Raw genomic sequence first — 14,323 nt, forward strand, 5'->3', positions numbered from 1 at the left:
GTGCTGTCCAGGGGCACCAGTACATCGAAGTGGTTCGAGTCCCTTCCGCGCGTTGGTATCGCTCAGTGCCTCGGTGTCGCGAGGTTGACGGCGTTCACGAGGAACGAGGTCCTGGTCGCGATCGAGTACTTCACGGCAGCGCTCACCCCGGTCGGATCGTTCGTGAACGCGTCGAGGTCGGACTCCGCGATCCCGGTGAGCGACGCGATGTTCGCGACCGTCAGCCCCGAGGCCTGCTTGAGAGCCTCGAGGATGCCGCGGACGCGGTCGTCGTCGGGCACGCTCGGAGCTGCGGCCAGCATGGCTGCGAGGACGGCGAGCCGCTGCGATTCGTCGGGAGTCAGTCCGGTCCCGAGGGCGGTCAGACCCTGGTGCTCGGTCCCTGGGCCGTCCAGGTACGCGGAGAGAGTCGACTCCGAGATCCCGGTCGTCTGTGCGATCACGTCGAGCGTGGCGGAACGGCGCTCGATCAAAGCGCGGAGCTCCGCCCGGACGTCGAGGGCATCGGCAGTCATCTCGTTCCCTTCCTGGTGTGACGGCGGGTCAGGTTGCAGGGCAGTTCTCCACAACCGTCGCCCCGGACGGTAGTCGAGCCCGCTGGCCCCGTACGATTGACCCCGTGTCCAAGGTCCTGAGCAGTCTCCCCGTCGGCGAACGAGTCGGCATCGCGTTCTCAGGGGGTCTCGACACCTCCTGCGCCGTTGCCTGGATGCGCGAGAAGGGAGCGATCCCCTGCACGTACACGGCCGACATCGGCCAGTACGACGAGCCGGACATCGACGCCGTGCCGAGCCGCGCCCACGAGTACGGCGCCGAGATCGCCCGACTGGTCGACGCGAAGAGCGCCCTGGTCGAAGAAGGCCTGGTCGCCCTGCAGACCGGTGCGTTCCACATCCGCTCCGGTGGCAAGACGTACTTCAACACGACGCCGCTCGGCCGCGCGGTGACGGGCACGATGCTCGTCCGCGCGATGAAGGAAGACGGCGTCGACATCTGGGGCGACGGCTCCACCTACAAGGGCAACGACATCGAGCGGTTCTACCGCTACGGCCTGATGGCCAACCCGCGCCTGCGCGTCTACAAGCCCTGGCTCGACTCCGAGTTCGTCGAGGAGCTCGGCGGCCGCAAGGAGATGAGCGAGTGGCTCGTCGCCCGCGGGTTCCCGTACCGCGACTCCACCGAGAAGGCGTACTCGACCGACGCGAACATCTGGGGCGCGACGCACGAGGCGAAGAGCCTCGAAGAGCTGTCGAGCGGCCTGGAAATCGTCGAGCCGATCATGGGCGTCGCCGCGTGGCGTGACGACGTCGAGGTCGCGACCGAGATCGTCAGTGTCCGGTTCGAAGCCGGTCGCCCCGTCGCGATCAACGGCGTCGAGTACACCGACGCGGTCGCCCTGGTCTACGAGGCGAACGCCATCGGTGGCCGCCACGGCCTGGGTGCGTCCGACCAGATCGAGAACCGCATCATCGAAGCGAAGAGCCGTGGCATCTACGAGGCTCCGGGCATGGCGCTGCTGCACATCGCCTACGAGCGCCTGCTCAACGCGATCCACAACGAGGACACGGTCGCCTCGTACCACAACGAAGGCCGTCGTCTCGGTCGCCTGATGTACGAGGGCCGCTGGCTCGACCCCCAGTCCCTCATGCTCCGCGAGTCGCTGCAGCGCTGGGTCGCATCCGCCGTCACCGGCGAGGTCACGCTACGCCTGCGTCGGGGTGACGACTACACGATCCTCGACACCACGGGCCCCGCGCTGTCGTACCACCCGGACAAGCTGTCGATGGAGCGCGTCGGCGACGCCGCCTTCGGCCCGGACGACCGCATCGGCCAGCTCACCATGCGCAACCTCGACATCGCGGACTCCCGTTCGCGGCTCGAGCAGTACGCCGCCGCCGGCCTCATCGGTGGCGCGACGGCCGAGCTCGTCGGCGAGCTCGAGGCGGGCGAGGCCGAGGAGATCCTCGGCGGCGCGATCGTTGCCTCCGACGCCGAGGACGCGATGGGTCGACGCACGGACCTCGCGTCCGAGGGCGCGGCCTTCGACTCCGGCACCGACTGATCGAGCGGACCCGCGCCCTGGGCGCGACCCCCTGATGACGGGAGGCCCGGTGCCAGCTGGCACCGGGCCTCCCGTCCGTCGTCGTGACGTCTCAAGCCGCGGCGCTTCCGAGCAGCAGCTCGAGCTGCTCGACGACCAGGTCGGGTCGGGTGATGAAGGGATGGTGCCCGGTCGGGACGTCGACACTCCGCGTCGCACGTGCCGCGTGCGCGCGCTGGAGGGCCACGGTGGTACTCCGGTCCTCGGTGCAGACCAGGTAGGTGGAGTCGACGCCCTGCCAGCCCGCGGCGGTCGTCGGCGTGACGAACGCGGCAGCGGTCTGTGCGGTGACGCGGTCCCACGCAGCCCGCTGCACCAGCTCGACGGCGTCCTGCAGGAACCGCGCGCCGAACGACGAGGCGTCGTACCCGACCAGTGCCAGGGCTCCGTCCCCGGCATCACCGATCGCCACCGGGTCGGGCTCGTCCGACATGATCCCGGCCTGCGCCGATCCGACGTCGGGCAGGTAGGACGACGCGTGGACAAGGTGCTCGACAGCATCGTGCTGACCGGCCTCGGCGACGACCGTGCCGCCGTACGAGTGCCCGACGACGATCGCTCCGTCGCTGCGGTCGAGCGCGGCCCGGAGCGCTGCCGCGTCCTCGGCGAGACCGCCTTCGGGGCGGCCGGACGGGCCCTCGCCGCAGGACGGCAGTGCCACCGATCGACTGCGGACACCGGCGCGTTCGAACAGCAGGTCGGCGGTGGGCTGCCACCACCAGTCGCCGTCGCGGACGAGCGCGCCGTGGACGAAGAGGATCTCCATGCGCCGACGCTACAGCGCACCCGCGTCGCCGGTCCGTCGCGTCCGTCAGCCGCGAAGCGCATCCGCCTCGACGGCGGTCGGGCGCGACCGTATCGTTGCGGTACCGGGTCAGTCATCAGGGACTCGTCGTCACGATGCTCCTCACGATCTGTGGGGTCTGGCACAGCGGGTCGACCCGGGCGGATCCGAGATGCGCATCATCTCGACGAAGGGCTGGTCGCCATGACCGCCACCATCCAGAACGCGTGGCACCGCCACGGGCTCCGTTCGCCCGAGGACCTCGCCGCCCTCGTCGCCGAACGCCTCGAAGGAACCGGCCACCAGCTCGTCAGCGTCAGTGAAGCGCGCTACGAGCCCACCTACGCGGACTTCCTCGGCGAGCAGCTCTGACCCCCAGCGGGCTGCCGCTCGGCCGTCGGTAGAGTCTGCGCATGCGCACAGCCCGAACCACGGCGGCGGCACTGGCGATCGTCGCGGCGGGACTGCTGACGCTCGTCGGTGTCCAGCCCGCGTCGGCCCACTCGGCCCTGACCAGCAGTACCCCGGCGGACGGGGCGGTCGTCACCGAACCGCTCGAGTCCGTCGACCTGACCTTCTCGGAAGCGCCGCTCGCCGGCCTCGATGCCGGACTCCGGATCCAGGTGACGGATGCCTCCGGTGCCGACGTCGCAACGGGTGACGTGAGGGTCTCCGGGACGACCATGCGCCGCGCGGTCGACCTCGACCAGGGCAGCTACACGGTGCTCTGGCGGTACGTGTCGCCGGACGGCCACCCGATCGAGGGCACGCTCGCCTTCGAGTACCGGGCCGCAGCCCCGGCGTCGACCCCGAGCGCGAGTGCCACCCCGACCCCGACGGCGAGCACCGCTCCGACGCCGAGTGCCACCGCGACGGCCACCGGAGCCTCGGACGGTGCTCCGTCCTCGTCGCCGGGCATCGCGCCGGGCGTTTGGATCGGCCTCGGCGCCGGGGCCGTCCTGGTGGCCGGCGCGGTCGTCGTGCTGCTGCTGCGGCGCGGCCGCAGCGCGTAGCGCGCGGGCGCCGCCGCGTCGCGCACTTCGTGAGCAGAAGCGGTCGGGTCGCACGCGCGCACCCGACCGTTCCTGCTCACGAAGCGCACGCGGCGCACGTCACGCGACCACGCAACGGACGGGAGGCCCGGTGCCGGACCGGCACCGGGCCTCCCGTCCGCACGTGGTGCGTGACGCCGGGGGCGACGCGCCTCACGCCACAGGGGTGGCCTCCAGAGCGGCGTCGGCGCGTGCCGCGCTGCCCTCGGCCAGGCCTCGGGCGATGCGCCCCCGCGTCGCCAGCCAGAGGACGACGGCGGCGACGAACACGATGCCCTCGGTGACGGTGAGTGCCCAGATGATCCCGGCCAGCCCGAACCACACGTTGCCGGCGATCACGATCGGGATGAACAGCACGCCCTGCGCCATCGACAGCACCATCGCGGGCATGACCATCCCGGTCGCCTGGAACAGCGAGGTGAGCAGTCCCGTGAACCCGTTGACGACGGCGGCGACGAGCTGTGCCGTCAGGATCGTCATGCCGATCGCGAGCACCGAGTGGTCACCGGAGAAGATCGTGAAGACCTGCTCGCGGAACACGAACACGGTGCCGGAGAAGACGAGCACGATGCCGCCGACGGTCAGGGCCGCGGCGCGCAGGCCGGAGCGGAGTCGATCGGCGTCGCCCGCGCCGAACGCGTAGGCGAGCAGCGGCAGCACGCCGATGGTCACGCCCATCACCAGGAACTCCGGCACCTGGGCGATGCGGACCGCGACGCCCATCGCTGCCAGCGGGTCGTCACCGTAGGCGGCGGCGAGGTTGTTGAGGACGAGTGTCGTGACGATGAGGAACGCGGACTGCAGCAGCTCGCCGACGCCGATGCCGAACACGGGCTTCAGGATGTCCGCACGCAGGGTGAACCACTTGGGCGCGAAGCTGACGTTCTCGCTGTTCCGCTGCAGCCACGTCACCCAGTAGGCGATCGAGACCACGTTGGCCAGGCCCACCGCGAGTGCGGCGCCGCCGACACCCCAGTGCAGCCCCAGGATGAACAGGACGTCGAACACCAGGTTGCCCACCGTGGACAGGACCAGGCCGATCATCGCCTGCCGCGCGGCACCTTCGGAGCGGACGATCTGCTCGAGCGCGAAGGACGCGGCGAGGACGGGGACGAACGCGAGCATCACGGCGACGTACTCGCTCGTGGCGGGGACCGCTGCCGCGTCGGCACCGAGGACGGCGACGAGCGGGCGGAGCAGCAGGAGTCCGACGACGCCGAGCACGGCGCCGGTCACCACGGCTCCCCACAGGGCGAACGAGGCGACGTGCTTGATGTCCCGCGCCTTGTCGGGATCGTGTTCCGAGGCGCCGAGCAACCGGGACATCAAGGCGCTGCCGCCGACGCCGAACACTCCGCCCACGGCCATCACCAGGCCGAGCAGCGGCGTGCCGAAGGTGATCGCGGCGAGCAGGGACGTGTCGTGCTGGGCGCCGATGAAGCCCGCGTTGATGACGTTGTACAGGGCGCTGACGACCATCGCGGCGGCCATCGGCACGCACAGGTGCACCAGGGCTCGGGCGATCGGGGCAGCGGAGAGGTACCAGCGGTTCGTCGCCGCAGCGGTGGTGGTGGAGGACATGACGGTTCCCTTCCGGGCATGACGGTGGGCGCGCCGACGGACGCCGGCACGGCAGGGGGGAGCACGCGACCGGCGGGGTCGCGGGGTCGCGGGGTCGCGGGATCGCGAAGGCGCGGGATCGCGTGGTCGCGAGGGCGCGCCGGCGGATCCGGCCGGGAGGCACGTGGTGCCTGGAGCGGGTCGGTGCGGTGCGCTGGTGCGCTGGTGCGGTGGCGCGGGTGGTGCGGCTAGCGGGTCGGCGGCGCGAGTTCCGCGGTCACCTTCTGCAGCAGCCGCCGCAGGGTGGCGCGTTCGTCCGCGTCGAGCGGTGCGAGCAGGGAGTCGTCGAGGGCGACCATCGCGTCGGTGAACCCGGCGATGAGGTCGATGCCCGCCTGGGTGGCGTGCACCGTCTTCGTCCGCCCGTTCGTGGCGTCCGGTCGTCGTTCGATCAGGCCACGCCGCTCGAGTCCCTGCAGGAGACTCGAGACGCTGGCCGCGCTGGTCCGGGTGGCCTCGGCGATGTCCCGCTGGATGGCGCCGGGGTGTTCCTGCAGGTACCCGAGCACGAAGGACTGCTCGTGGGTGAGATCGCGCTCACGGACCCACTCCTCGGCGCCCTTGCGCTGTGCCCATCCGATCCACCGCATGAGCTGGAGCGGTGTCGTGAAGTCCGGTGCCTGCATGATCAGGACTCTAACTGTTAGGTATCGAACTGTCAACGACGCCGGGTTGGATCGTGGCCCCACAACGGGGGCATCGAGTGCTGCTGGCATCCTGGTACCTTCCACAGCAAGCGGCCTCACCAGCCGCCTCCGGCCCGTTCGACGGGCCCCACATCCCCTGGCTCACCACCGGGGGCGGATCAGCGGCGGAGACCCTGTCGGACGAGGAGGCATCGTGCCACACCACGGACCACCCACCGCGATCCCGGCGCGACGGGTTCGTCGCGCCTGACCAGGACGGGCGCCGGCGGGTACCGGCGTCCGCCTCACCGGGTCCGCGACGCGTTCGGGTCGTCGCGGATCCCCGGGGCGGTGGTGATCGGGTCACCGCCGCCCCGGGACCTCCCGGTTGATCCGATGGACGTCTTCGGGAACCCGCCGGTCCACGGAGCCGGATCGGCGTGATACTGGGGTGGTGCGTGAACTCCAAGCCGCCATCGCAGCGGACCTCAACGTCCAGCCGACCATCGACCCGGAGCAGGAGGTCGCCCGTCGTGTCGGGTTCCTGCGCGACTACCTGCTGACGACCGGGGCGAAGGGGTACCTCCTCGCCATCAGCGGCGGGCAGGACTCCACCCTGGCCGGCCGCCTGACCCAGCTCGCGGTCGAGTCGCTCCGAGCCGAGGGGCACCCGGCCGAGTTCACGACCGTCCGCATGCCCTACCGGGTGCAGGCCGACGAGGACGACGCCCAGCTCGCCCTGCAGTTCATCGCTGCCGACCCGGGCGTCACCGTGAACATCGAGCACGGGGTCGACGGGGTCATGGAGGACACCGCGGCCTCGGGCGTCGAGCTGAGTGACTTCGTGAAGGGCAACGTCAAGGCGCGCATGCGCATGGTCGCCCAGTACGCGATCGCCGGGCAGCGCGGCCTGCTGGTGGTCGGCACGGACCACGCGGCCGAGGCCGTCACGGGCTTCTTCACCAAGTACGGCGACGGCGGCGTCGACCTCACCCCGCTCACCGGGCTGTCGAAGAGCCAGGGGCGCCAGCTGCTCGAGCACCTCGGCGCACCGGCCCGCCTGTACGAGAAGGCGCCCACCGCCGACCTGCTCGACGAGCTGCCCGGGCAGACCGACGAGGCGAACCTCGGACTCACCTACGCCGAGATCGACGCCTACCTGCAGGGCCACGACGTGCCGGTCGAGGTCGCCGAGGCGATCGAATCGCGGTACCGCGCGACGGAGCACAAGCGCCAGGTGCCGGCGACGCCCTTCGACGAGTGGTGGCGTGCGGGCGCGTAGGCGCTGACGCAACCCCGGACGGGAGGCGCGGTGCAGGTGATCCTGCACCGCGCCTCCCGTCTGTTGTCCCCAACCCTCCCCAGCGCGCCCCCGCTGTCCGCGTGCGCTCCTAGGATGGGAGCCAACGGAACAACAGATGCGGAATCCAGGCTGGCGCCTGGTCCTCAAGGGGGAGTCATGGAAGTCCTGTTCGCGCTCGGAGCCGTCCCGCTGATCATCGTGGGGATCATCGTCCTCGCCGTGATCGCGCTGATCTACGCCAAGGTCGTGTACCGCAACGCCGGTGCCGACGAAGCGCTCATCATCACCGGCAAGCGCTCCCGCAAGGTCAAGAACGCCGACGGCACCGAGACCGTCGAGTCCGGCATCAAGGTCGTGCTCGGCGCCGGCGTGCTCGTCCGCCCCTTCTTCGAGAAGGTCGCGAAGCTGTCGCTCAGCTCGCGTGCGATCGACATCAACGTCAACGCGCAGGACTCCCGCGGTGTCACCATCGACGTCGAGGCCGTCGCGCTCGTCAAGGTCGGCGAGACCGACGCCTCGATCCGGGCGGCCGCGCAGCGGTTCCTCGGGCAGGAGAAGAAGATCGACGACTTCGCGCGCGAGGTCCTGTCCGGTTCGCTCCGCGCCTCGATCGGTGCGACCGACGTGTCGACCATCATCCGCAAGCGCGATCAGCTCACCGTCGCTGTGCTCGACGTCGCCAAGGACGCCCTGCACAGCCAGGGCCTCGACGTCGACTCGTTCGAGATCAAGGGCATCTCGGACCGCAACGAGTACATCAGCGACCTCGGTCGTGCCGAGCGTGCACGCGTGCGACTCGAGGCCGAGAACGCCGAGGCCCAGGCAGACCGTGAAGCGCGAGAAGCCCGCGCGACCGCCGACCAGGCGATCGCCGAGGCCGAGAACACCCTGGCCATCCGCCGTGCCGCGCTGCAGCTCGACGCCGACCGTGCGTCCGCCGAAGCCGCTGCCGCCGGCCCGCTCGCCCAGGCGCGCGCGTCCCAGGGTGTCGTCGAGCAGGAGCAGATCACCGCGCAGAAGCGTGCCGAGCTGCGCCGTGCCGAGCTCGAGTCCGAGGTCTCCGCCGTCGCCGAGGCCCAGGCGCGCAAGACCCGCGTCGAGGCCGAAGCCGCCGCCGGAGCCCAGGTCGAGACCGCACGCGCCCAGGCCGAGGCCCGTCGGATCTCCGCGGAGGCCGTCGCGGCCGAGGCGAAGGCCGAGGCGGACGCCCGCAAGCTCGCCGCCGATGCCTCGCGTGCCGAGGGTGAAGCCGCCGCCGACGCGATCCGTGCGAAGGGTCAGGCCGAGGCCGATGCGACCAAGGCGCAGGCCGACGCGCTCGCGCAGCACTCCGAGGCCGTCCTGCGGGTCAAGGCGATCGAGACGCTGCCGAGCATCGCCCGCGAGCTCGCGGCGCCGATGAGCAACATCGACACACTCACCGTGGTGTCCTCCGAGGGCGCCGGTGCCCTGTCGAAGAGCGTCGTCAGCCAGTTCAGCGAGGTCGACGCGTTGCTCGGCGCCACCGCCGGGTTCACCCTGAGCGACATCGTGAAGAGCACCACGACGGGACAGGCGGCTGCCCGTGCCGTCGTGCGCGAGCAGTCGGTGCCACAGGTCGAGCCGGCCGAGTAACCGAGCGGGTGCCTGCAGCGGGCGCGACGGGGATCAGCCCTCGTCGTGCCCGTTCTCGTTCTGCGGGTCGCGCTGCTGCGCGCCGGCGTCCTCACGCTCGTCCGCGAGCCGCTGCTGCCACACGACACTGCGGGCCGCACCCTCGAGCACGTCGTCGACGCTGCGACCGCTCTGGGCGGCGAGGGCGCCGCTGAGCCCGGCGGTCAGCGTGCCGCCGGCCGCGGCGAGTCGCTCGACGACCTCCTCCTGCCGCGGGGTCAGGGGTTCGTCGACCAGTTCGTCGATCGTGTCGCGGATGTTCTGCTCGCTCGCGTCCAGTGCCGCCTCGTCGCCGGACTGCAGGGCTGCTGCCTCTCCGACGACGACGAGACCGAGGCGCGCGGCGTCGTCTTCGGGACGCGGGGTGCGGTGCTCATCAGTCATGCGGTGGACCGTACGCTCCGGTGCGCTGCGCTCCCTGGACACCACGCGTCCCCCGCTCGGGCGGATGCGCTGTCAGGCGGCCCAGCGGCGGAGCAGCCACTCGGCGGCCGCCACGCCCTCGCGCCGTTGGAAGTCGCGGATGGTGGGCATGTTCGGCGGCGCCGGGGGCAGGGCGTGCTCGAAGAACAGTCCGGCGAGCCCGGCCAGCACGGCGTCGATCGTGGCGGCGGGCACCCCGGCGAAGACCGGGTGCGTGGCGAGGTGGTGCTCGACGTCGTCGTCCTCACCGCGGACCAGCGTGTCGAGCAGGTAGGTCAGCGGGTCGAGCCAGTGCGCGCCCACGCTCGCCCAGGGCCAGTCCACCACCCAGACGAGCCCGGCGTCGTCGACGAGCAGGTTGTCCGCCCGGCAGTCGGCGTGCACGAGGTGTTCGCCGTCGACGAGGGCAGCTGCCCCCGATGCCGCGCGGGCGATCGCGGGGCCGGCGTCGAGGACGTGCGGCGGGATGACCTCGGCGACGCGGACGGCGTTCGAGCCGGCAGCGAGCATCCGGTCCCAGGCGCCGAACTCACCGCGCAGGTCCTCGGCGATGCGGGGGAGCGTCGCCAGTCCATCGGTCGCGAGCGGCAGTGTGTGGAGTGCGTCGAGCACGGCGGTCGTGTCCGATCCGTCGAGGTGTCCGCCCGGGTGGTGCCCTGCGACGTCCTCGAGCACGAGCGCGACCCAGTCGTCGCCGTCGACCGTGGCGTGCAGCGCGTCGAGCAGCCGCGGTGCCTGCACGGTGGTCGGCAGCTGGGCCATGACCTCGGCCTCGCGGCGGTGCAGGTCGAGGGCGGCCTCGTTGCGCGAGCGCGACACCGTCTTCACGAAGGCTCGTTCCCTCGCCGCGGTCGTCACCCGGTCGGCGCTTCCGGGCGACCACCCGCTCGCCTGGGACTCGGCTGCCACGACCGGACCGCCCAGCACCCCCTCCACCTGCTGCCGCAGCGTCGTCGGTACATCGGTCCAGGTGGTTCGCCCCATGCGCCGACGCTACCTGAGAACCCGCACACGAACGTGCACGCTCGGCAACTTTGCGTTGGCGGCAAAGGTGCTTACGGTGTAAAGTTGCAGAGCCTGCAAGGTTGACCCTCGTTTCGGGGTCCAACCAGGCCGACGACCACCACGCCACATCCCCTGTGAGGAACCCCGCATGTCCACTGCCACCGCACCCGTCGAGGTGTCGCGCGGACGACAGGACTCCCCGGCGAGCACGCCGGGCAAGCCGATCATGTCGCACCGCCAGATCCTGCTCGTCATCTACGGCCTGATGGCGGGCATGTTCCTGTCGTCGCTCGACCAGACCATCGTCGGCACGGCGATCCGCACGATCGGTGACGACCTGCACGGCCTCGACCAGCAGGCCTGGGTCACGACGGCCTACCTGATCGCGTCGACCATCACCACGCCGATCTACGGCAAGCTCTCCGACGTCTTCGGCCGTCGCCCGCTCTACATCTTCGGCATCGCGGTCTTCATCCTCGGGTCGCTGCTCTCGACCCTGTCGACGTCGATGACCATGCTCGCCGCCTTCCGCGCGTTCCAGGGCATCGGTGCCGGTGCGCTGATGTCGCTGCCGCTCGCGATCATGGGCGACATCCTCGCGCCCCGTGAGCGCGCGAAGTACCAGGGCTACTTCCTGGCGGTCTTCGGCATCTCGTCCGTGATCGGCCCGCTGATCGGTGGACTGTTCGCCGGTGCGAGCTCGATCGTCGGCATCACCGGCTGGCGCTGGGTGTTCCTGATCAACGTGCCGATCGGTGTCGCGGCGCTCCTCATGGTGATCGCGTTCCTGCACCTGCCGAAGTTCGGCGAGGCCAAGGCCAAGCCGCGCATCGACTGGTGGGGCGCGACCTCGGTCATCGTCACGCTCGCGCCGCTGCTCCTCGTCGCGGAGCAGGGCCGCACGTGGGGCTGGGGTTCGGCCAGCGCGATCGCCTGCTACGTCATCGGTGCGCTCGGCCTCGTCGCCTTCCTGGTGATCGAGACCCGCATGCAGGACGACGCGATCATCCCGCTCAAGCTCTTCCGCTCGAGCACGTTCTCGATGGCGACCATCCTGGGCTTCCTGGTCGGCTTCGCGATGTTCGGCGCGATGCTCACCATCCCGCTGTACCTGCAGATCGTCACCGGCCTGACGCCGACCGAGTCCGGCTTCGCGACGCTGCCGATGATCGGTGGCCTGATGATCGCCTCGATCGCCTCGGGGCAGATCGTGGCGCGCACCGGCCGCTACCGGATCTTCCCGGTCATCGGCACGGCCCTGGTGTCGCTCGGCTACGTCGTCCTGACGTTCATGACGATCGACAAGCCGCTCTGGTTCCTGATGATCGGGATGTTCCTGATCGGCCTCGGCCTCGGCCAGCTCATGCAGAGCATCACCCTGGCCTCTCAGAACTCGGTGGAGCCGCGTGACATGGGTGTGGCGACGTCGTCCGCCACGTTCTTCCGCCAGATCGGTGGCACGCTCGGCACCGCCGTCCTGCTGTCCGTCCTGTTCTCGCTCATGCCGGCGAACATCCTGCACGCCACTGCGGACGAGTCGAACCTCAAGCCCGCCCTCAGTGCGGCGCTCGACCCGGAGGTCGCCAGCGCCAAGGCGAACCAGGGCGTCATGGACCAGATCTGGAACCCGATCGTCACCCCGCTCCAGAAGCAGGTGCAGTCCGGCCTCGACACCGCCACCGACCAGGTGACCCAGGCCACCGCCGGGGCTCCCGACGCCGTGCAGCAGCAGGCGCTCACCGCTGCCGCAGACAAGGCGCACGCCAGCGTGCAGGGCGGCCGGCTCGTCGTCGACTGGTCGGACTCGGCGCAGCGCACCTACTGGGTGGACCAGCTCGCACCGGAACTGTCGAAGCAGATCGACAAGGGCGCGAACGACTCGAGCGACTCGAACGCCGAGACGAGCGACACGTCGTACCTCAACGGTGCGGACGCTGCTCTGACCCGGCCGTTCATGTCCGGGTTCAACGCCTCGGCCGTGACCGTCTACTGGGTCGGCTTCGCGGTGATCCTGCTCGCGTTCGTCCTGAGCTTCTTCTTCAAGGCGCCGCCGCTCCGCAAGAGCTCGGCCCTGCAGGAGCAGGCGGACGACGCCGGCACCGCCGACGACCTCGAAGCGCAGGCCGTGCGGGCCGCGGACACGATGGGCTCGCCCACCGCCCCGGTCACCGGTTCGATCCCCGTCCAGGGTGGTCGGGCGCAGGTCTGAGTCACGCCGGGCCTCCTCGTCACAGGACGCGGGGGCCCGGCGTCGCACCAACCCGAGAACAAGACGGAGCGCAGCACGTGCACGAGCTCACCACCACCGAGGCCACCGCCCTGACCGACTGCGGCCTGCGGGAGCGCAAGAAGCAGCAGACCCGGGCCGCCATCCACCGGTCGGCGCTCGCCCTCGTCACCGACCAAGGACTCGCCGGGGTGACCGTCGAGCAGATCTGCGCGGACGCGGGGGTCTCCCCGCGGACGTTCTTCAACTACTTCCCGTCGAAGGCCGAAGCAGCCCTCGGATTGCCGGCGACGACGGTCCCGGACACGGCACGCGCAGCGTTCCTCGGTGCCACGGGGCCGCTCGTGTCGGACCTCTGCGACCTCGTCGCGCACACGGTCACCCTGCCGCAGGACCGCCGGCGCATGAAGGAGCTCGTCCGAGCCCGCCCCGAGATGGTCCCGGCGATGATGCAGTGGATGGCGCACGCGCGGCAGACCGTGCTGGCGGTGGCCGCCGAGCGCGTCGACGAGGACACCGCGCGGACCGCGACCACCCTCGTGATGGCCGCCGTGATCGAGTCCGCCCACCGATCAGCGGACGGCTCCCGCGACGAACTGGCTGCGCGGCTGCGCGCGGTCGTCGGCGAGATGGGGCGGCTCGCCACCGCCTGATCAGCGTGACCATCGCGTCGCCCCCGGCGCAGGGGCGACCACGGCCTGGAGGCGCGGTGCCGGTCCGACCCGCACCGCGCCTCCAGGCCGTGGCGGACGACACGACCCGGTCGCAGCCCGCAGCGCGCAGTCGGCCCGCACAAACAAAGTCACCCCGAACCACGTGGAAACGCGGTTCGGGGTGACTGTGGTTGTTCGCCGGTCAGACCGGCAGCGTCGTGACTAGCGGCGCGAGCCGCGGCCCGCGACGCGGGTGTAGATGAACAGCACGATGATCGCGCCGATGATCGAACCGATGATGCCGGCCGGCTGGAAGAAGCCGTCCATCGGGTCGTGCTGGAAGATCAGGAACCCGAGGAACCCGCCGACGAACGATCCGACGATGCCCAGGACGATCGTCATGAGGATGCCGATGTTCTGCTTGCCGGGGATGATGAGCCGGGCGAGAGCGCCGGCGATGAGTCCGATGATGATCAAGCTGATGATGAGACCGAGCACGGTGTCCTCCTCGTGGGTGCGGTTGCCGCGGCATGGTTGCCGGAGTCAGGGCCGACATCCGACGAAACTCCGGGGTTCCTGGGAGGACTGTCGGGTTCGCCGATCAGACCACGCCGGAAGCCTCGAGCTCGGCCCGCAGCTCGGCGTCCGACGGCTCGACGAAGTGCTTGCCGTTGGGCAGCACCACGACGGGGATGTTCTTCCGGCCGCTGATGGCCTCGGCACGGTCGGCAGCGGACAGGTCCTGCTCCACGTCGACGTACTCGTAGTCCACGCCGAGGGTGTCGAGCAGCGCCTTGGACCGACGGCAGTCGCGGCACCAGTCGGCACCGAACATGGTCACGCGGTCGGGGGCAGTCGTCGCATCGCTCATGTGCA

15 protein-coding genes are annotated in these 14,323 nt (G+C 70.7%); 7 read left to right on the forward strand and 8 right to left on the reverse strand.

The genetic code is table 11. The annotated features are described in order from the left end of the window. Window positions 1-62 precede the first annotated feature (62 nt). Window positions 63-515: an HTH domain-containing protein gene (locus BIU89_RS00305; protein ID WP_071244071.1), complete on the reverse strand. Its 453-nt coding sequence runs from the start codon at window positions 513-515 to the stop codon at window positions 63-65. A gap of 104 nt (window positions 516-619) precedes the next feature. On the opposite strand from BIU89_RS00305, the gene argG reads away from it, so the two are divergent. Next, window positions 620-2,062 carry an argininosuccinate synthase gene (argG, locus tag BIU89_RS00310; RefSeq protein ID WP_071244073.1) on the forward strand — a complete coding sequence of 481 codons (1,443 nt, stop codon included), beginning with the start codon at window positions 620-622 and terminating at the stop codon, window positions 2,060-2,062. A gap of 91 nt (window positions 2,063-2,153) precedes the next feature. On the opposite strand, the gene BIU89_RS00315 is transcribed toward argG, so the two are convergent. Further along, window positions 2,154-2,867 carry an alpha/beta hydrolase gene (locus BIU89_RS00315; RefSeq protein ID WP_071244075.1) on the reverse strand — a complete coding sequence of 238 codons (714 nt, stop codon included), beginning with the start codon at window positions 2,865-2,867 and terminating at the stop codon, window positions 2,154-2,156. Window positions 2,868-3,089: 222 nt separating this feature from the next. Between BIU89_RS00315 and BIU89_RS18325 the strand changes: the two genes are divergently transcribed. Both BIU89_RS18325 and BIU89_RS00320 read left to right on the forward strand, forming a co-directional pair. After that, complete coding sequence (locus BIU89_RS18325) at window positions 3,090-3,257, forward strand: hypothetical protein (protein WP_155896891.1); 168 nt, start codon at window positions 3,090-3,092, stop codon at window positions 3,255-3,257. 41 nt (window positions 3,258-3,298) lie between these two features. Next, window positions 3,299-3,898: a copper resistance CopC family protein gene (locus tag BIU89_RS00320; protein WP_071244077.1), complete on the forward strand. Its 600-nt coding sequence runs from the start codon at window positions 3,299-3,301 to the stop codon at window positions 3,896-3,898. Window positions 3,899-4,090: 192 nt separating this feature from the next. On the opposite strand, the gene BIU89_RS00325 is transcribed toward BIU89_RS00320, so the two are convergent. Both BIU89_RS00325 and BIU89_RS00330 read right to left on the reverse strand, forming a co-directional pair. Next, window positions 4,091-5,518 carry an MATE family efflux transporter gene (locus tag BIU89_RS00325; RefSeq protein WP_035809216.1) on the reverse strand — a complete coding sequence of 476 codons (1,428 nt, stop codon included), beginning with the start codon at window positions 5,516-5,518 and terminating at the stop codon, window positions 4,091-4,093. Between the two features lie 227 nt (window positions 5,519-5,745). Further along, a complete protein-coding gene (locus tag BIU89_RS00330; RefSeq protein WP_027466582.1) occupies window positions 5,746-6,183 on the reverse strand; it encodes a MarR family winged helix-turn-helix transcriptional regulator in 438 nt (145 codons plus the stop codon). 454 nt (window positions 6,184-6,637) lie between these two features. On the opposite strand from BIU89_RS00330, the gene nadE reads away from it, so the two are divergent. Further along, the gene (gene nadE, locus BIU89_RS00335) at window positions 6,638-7,465 is read left to right on the forward strand and encodes an ammonia-dependent NAD(+) synthetase (RefSeq protein ID WP_071244153.1); all 828 of its coding nucleotides are present in this window, start codon (window positions 6,638-6,640) and stop codon (window positions 7,463-7,465) included. Between the two features lie 177 nt (window positions 7,466-7,642). Beyond that, window positions 7,643-9,100 carry an SPFH domain-containing protein gene (locus BIU89_RS00340; RefSeq protein WP_071244079.1) on the forward strand — a complete coding sequence of 486 codons (1,458 nt, stop codon included), beginning with the start codon at window positions 7,643-7,645 and terminating at the stop codon, window positions 9,098-9,100. Between the two features lie 33 nt (window positions 9,101-9,133). On the opposite strand, the gene BIU89_RS00345 is transcribed toward BIU89_RS00340, so the two are convergent. Together BIU89_RS00345 and BIU89_RS00350 are read right to left on the reverse strand one after the other, a co-directional pair. Further along, window positions 9,134-9,523, reverse strand: a complete 390-nt coding sequence (locus BIU89_RS00345; protein ID WP_071244081.1) for a hypothetical protein — start codon at window positions 9,521-9,523, stop codon at window positions 9,134-9,136. Window positions 9,524-9,595: 72 nt separating this feature from the next. Continuing rightward, window positions 9,596-10,546 (reverse strand): phosphotransferase, encoded by a 951-nt coding sequence (locus BIU89_RS00350; RefSeq protein WP_071244082.1) that lies wholly within the window; start codon window positions 10,544-10,546, stop codon window positions 9,596-9,598. 169 nt (window positions 10,547-10,715) lie between these two features. On the opposite strand from BIU89_RS00350, the gene BIU89_RS00355 reads away from it, so the two are divergent. Together BIU89_RS00355 and BIU89_RS00360 are read left to right on the forward strand one after the other, a co-directional pair. Further along, window positions 10,716-12,776: an MDR family MFS transporter gene (locus BIU89_RS00355; protein ID WP_071244084.1), complete on the forward strand. Its 2,061-nt coding sequence runs from the start codon at window positions 10,716-10,718 to the stop codon at window positions 12,774-12,776. A 77-nt stretch (window positions 12,777-12,853) separates the two neighbouring features. Continuing rightward, window positions 12,854-13,447 (forward strand): TetR/AcrR family transcriptional regulator, encoded by a 594-nt coding sequence (locus BIU89_RS00360; protein WP_051596964.1) that lies wholly within the window; start codon window positions 12,854-12,856, stop codon window positions 13,445-13,447. A 222-nt stretch (window positions 13,448-13,669) separates the two neighbouring features. Here BIU89_RS00360 and BIU89_RS00365 read toward each other — a convergent pair whose 3' ends face one another. Together BIU89_RS00365 and BIU89_RS00370 are read right to left on the reverse strand one after the other, a co-directional pair. Then, a complete protein-coding gene (locus BIU89_RS00365; protein WP_027466577.1) occupies window positions 13,670-13,945 on the reverse strand; it encodes a GlsB/YeaQ/YmgE family stress response membrane protein in 276 nt (91 codons plus the stop codon). A gap of 103 nt (window positions 13,946-14,048) precedes the next feature. Further along, window positions 14,049-14,318, reverse strand: a complete 270-nt coding sequence (locus BIU89_RS00370) for a glutaredoxin family protein (RefSeq protein WP_017888006.1) — start codon at window positions 14,316-14,318, stop codon at window positions 14,049-14,051. Window positions 14,319-14,323: the final 5 nt, after the last annotated feature.

It is taken from the genome of Curtobacterium sp. MCBA15_005 (genome assembly GCF_001864855.1).
Classification (GTDB): Bacteria; Actinomycetota; Actinomycetes; order Actinomycetales; family Microbacteriaceae; genus Curtobacterium; species Curtobacterium flaccumfaciens.